Annotated in this window: 3 protein-coding genes; 1 reads left to right on the top strand and 2 read right to left on the bottom strand. The window is 36.8% G+C overall.

Annotated features, from left to right (window positions below; translation table 11 throughout):
• Nucleotides 1–74 precede the first annotated feature (74 nt).
• A complete protein-coding gene (locus VB711_RS26325) occupies nt 75–350 on the bottom strand; it encodes a hypothetical protein (protein WP_323289386.1) in 276 nt (91 codons plus the stop codon).
• Between the two features lie 489 nt (nt 351–839).
• Between VB711_RS26325 and VB711_RS26320 the strand changes: the two genes are divergently transcribed.
• Complete coding sequence (locus VB711_RS26320; RefSeq protein ID WP_323289385.1) at nt 840–1,067, top strand: hypothetical protein; 228 nt, start codon at nt 840–842, stop codon at nt 1,065–1,067.
• A gap of 164 nt (nt 1,068–1,231) precedes the next feature.
• Here VB711_RS26320 and VB711_RS26315 read toward each other — a convergent pair whose 3' ends face one another.
• Entirely contained in the window at nt 1,232–3,580 is a 2,349-nt protein-coding gene (locus VB711_RS26315; RefSeq protein ID WP_323289384.1) for a response regulator, read from the bottom strand.
• Nucleotides 3,581–4,138: the final 558 nt, after the last annotated feature.

The raw sequence follows: 4,138 nt of genomic DNA, 5'->3' as shown, positions 1-4,138 counted from the left end.
TATCTCTCAAACTCATCTGAGTTACAATGAAATCCTTACTCACTCTGAAATTCCAGACTTTTGAAAAACTCAAGTTATGACCTTGTAGAGTATAATAAACCCTCTGGAACTAGGCTATGATTCCCACTGTCTTTTCCAGAGTCTTGAGACAACCAATTCTGTTGCTCATCTATTTTTTGGGATGTTTCTGGTGTAAATACTGTAAATGTCTCTAACCCATATTCTAAGAAACCAGTAATTTCATTAGGTTTTTGAAGTAAAGGGTCAACTAATTCTGATGATTGTAGAGGATATAAGTCGGCATGATCCTGATCCTGGGATATTGGGTTCGTGAAATCGCTGATACTCATCTTAACTTAGTCCTTTGTGAATCGAATATTTACTGTTAGGAAAAATCGGAAAATATATATCCTTCATAAATTTGAAGGTAAGAATATACAAATTTCAAAAATAAAATCTCATCAACTCAGTAATCCTACTTTTGATTTAAATAGGTTAGAAAATTAAATCTATAAGTCAGCTAAGGACAAGATTCTATAAGTCAACTCTACTGTTAAATAATAAGAAACATATAAGGACTAGATAAGAACGCTCTTTATTTTTAAATACAACGTAGTTAGAATTTCTTTGATCCCAGAGATATTTTTTTATGAGTTAGATTTTTGTAAAAAATCTGATAATGTATTGATGACAGTTCAATCTGTTTGCCCTTTATCTGATCATTGGTATGTCTACGACTGGTTAAAGTCTAGCAACATACTTAGATTTTAAATAACTTCGCCTGTACAGGGTGAAAAACCTAGAATATCTCAAACCTCAAGGGAGTTGTAAGTAAAAAAATGAGCAAAGTTAAACAAACCGTTTATCTGATTACCGAACGTCAACGGGACGGATTGATTGGCTATCTCCAAAATTGTCCTTACCGGGAGGTTGCAGGAGCTATCCAATTTCTGACTAGCGCCCCTAGTGCTGTTCTTAATGTGGATGTACCAGAAGAACAATCTGGAAATGCTAGTGTAGAACCCGCTACTCCTTCCCCAAGCCTTGAGGTTGCATCTGTAGCTTAAAGTTAAAGATTGATTTAATAGACCTCCCTGAAAAGAATGTAGAGGCGTTCCATGGAGCGTCTCTACAAGGGTTCTATAAAAATCATTTTTTTGACTGAGCTTTAAACTCAGAACTAAATTTTCTTATTTGTTCCCTGTTCCCTGTTCCCTTCTTTGTAAGTCTATTACGAAGGATACAGGCAAAAAGTATTACCACCACGACTTTTAGCTGCTTCTAATGCTTGTTCGGCTGTGAGCATCAAATGTTCACTTGAAGCAACCATCATGGTGTCTGTACCAGTAATGCCTATACTAACGGTAATGGGTGAGTCGTGGCCAGGAATTTCTAAGATGCGGATAATCTGACGAATTTTTTGAACTACTGTTAAGGAATTGTCTAGGGTGGTGTTGGATAGGATGATGCCAAACCTTTTTTGACTGAGCCGGGAAATTAAATACAAGGGATCTAGACCGTCTTGGAGAGCGATCGCTATTGTTTGTAAATATTGATTACGTTCAAATAGGCTATGGCGATCGCTATACTCTTGAAAATGGTCAATTTCAAAGTAGATCAAGGACAGGGGAGGTTGCTCTTGTTGCAAATGCAGGGCAAAATAGTGTCTATTAACTAGGGGAAAAAGCTGATCTATTTCGTCTTCATTTTGTATAACTTCCAGTTGGCGACGATATACTTGAATTAGTTGTTGTTGGGTGCGCGATCGCTCTAAACGATTGATAATCCGAGTAGTCAAATCGAGTTTATCCACTGGCTGACAAATACAGTCATCTCCACCAACAGCTAAAGATTGCTGTATCAACTCATTATCTATCTGATCTGTGATAAACAAAATTGGCAGATGATGATATTGGGAGTCTTGTCGGACAATTTGACAAAGATCAAAACCACTCAAATTGGACATTTGTAGATCCAATAACAAAACATCAGGTTTAGTATTATTCAGAGTAGCTAGAAAATGGTCAGTATTGTGTAAACAAGTAATATCTAACCCAGCAGGACGGAGGTAATTACCCAATGTTTCCAACATCTGTGGACTATCATTGACAATCATGACTTTAGCATTACAATTTACCTGGGGAGTCACCTGAATAATGGCTTGGAAAATATCCTCTGGTGATTTAGAAGTGAAAATATAGCGATCGCTCCCCCAATGTATTGCGGCCAGTCGATTTTTTAGGGTATCTTCTGGTAGTAAGATTAAAATCGCAATTTTAGGAAACTTTTGTTTTAAACTGTGTAACCTAATTAACTCCTGCTCACATTGCTGAAAACTACACACAATCGTACTAGGAACTTCAATTTCTAGCTGCTGTGACACCGTTGACCAGTCAGGGGTTACACTCACCCGCAATCCCCAAATTAAAGCTTGATCTTCTAATGCTTGCGTTAACGGGCTATTTTCCCCAACTATCAAGACCCAAGGTAACGATGTTTGCTTTGGTAAAACTATAGGATAAGTCGGTGGTTGGACTGTTTCCTGTTGCAACTGCGTCACCAATTTAGCCAATTTGCTAATTTCCTGCTCTCCCAAATGACCATCTTGCATTAACAAAGTCTCAATATTGCGGGATAAATTCGACCCCTTCATATATCCAAACATTCCTAGAGATCCTATTAACCGATGGGCTTCAGCACAGGAATAGCTTAATTCTTGCTCATTCAGGGTATTTTGTTTGAGCGATCGCACTGCATTAGTTAACACCCCTATCCGTTGAGGTAAAGAAGCTTGAAACTCTTCAGCCATTTCTTCTATTATTTCCAAACCATCCACCAAAGATGATTGTTTTGTTTCTAAATCATCCTCAATCTCCGGTTCTATTCCTATCATATTTAATGTAGAAATATCTTTTAACCGATAGCCTAAACCATAAATAGTCTCAATTAATTCCTCCTCAATCCCTGACGCTTTTAGTCTTTGACGTAGATCTTTAATTAAATTCGTTACAGCACTCTCCGTTGGTGCATCATTAATTGACCAGAGATTATTAATAATCATTTCTCGGCTATATATCCGTTCAGGATGGCGCAAAAATAACTGCAATAAGCTATATTCTTTGGGACTTAACGGTATCACCTCTTGTTTATAGGTTACTTGCATTAAATTCATATCCAACGATAATGCTCCCCATTCAAATCTCCTCACTGGTTCATTTCCCTTACTTCGACGTGATAATGCTCGCACCCGTGCCAGTAAATGAGATGTTGTATAAGGCTTTATCAAATAGTCGTCAGCCCCCGCATCTAACCCAGTGATAATATCATCATCTGAATTTTTAGCGGTAAGCATCAAAATCGGTGTTTGCAATCCTTGACTACGCAATTTACGACAAACACTAATCCCATCTAATTTAGGTATAAGAATATCTAATAGAATTAAGTCATAATTGAATTGTTCGGCCATTTCTAAACCTGTTTGTCCATCAATTGCCGTATCAACTGCATACCGATACGCGCTCAGGGTTGTAGAAAGTAGCTCTCTATGAGATAGGTCATCTTCAACCAACAAAATTTTCATGGTTTGTATTACTGGTTTTTTATGTGATCAAACAGAAAAATATGTAATCTTCGTGATAGCTGTCAGGTAATCGAATCACATTTTACAAACAATTAATTATGTCATCATGGTGACACAAATACAGACTTAATTAATTAATTCATATTCAACACTTAAAACTGTCACATAGACACAACAATAAACGTCCTAATATGTATTCTTTGATCAAGTGTTCCCCATTTAATGGGTTTTAGCTGATGACTCTGAAAAGACGGTTTATATACCACAATTAACCACAGAATCACTGTGATATAATTATACAATTAAAATTATCTGATGTTCAATACTTAAAACTGTCACAAATTTATAACACAGTTTGTCTTTGATGTGCTGCAAGTATTCTAAAATTCGGATGCTCTCATCAGACGTTTTATATTAGGAGATATACTAAACACGGCTTAATTATTTGATTCTGTGGGTAGGGGTTTAGCAGTGCCATTGGTGTCAACTTAACGGTACAGCCTCCCAAATTTTTTCTCTGATTTGTTGTGTTTCTCGATGTCGTTTCCTGATAGCTTT

The sequence above is a fragment of the Cronbergia sp. UHCC 0137 genome (assembly GCF_034932285.1).
Classification (GTDB): Bacteria; Cyanobacteriota; Cyanobacteriia; order Cyanobacteriales; family Nostocaceae; genus Cronbergia.
The sequence above is the reverse complement of the archived record's forward strand: the minus strand, read 5'-3'. Positions and strand labels throughout refer to the sequence as shown.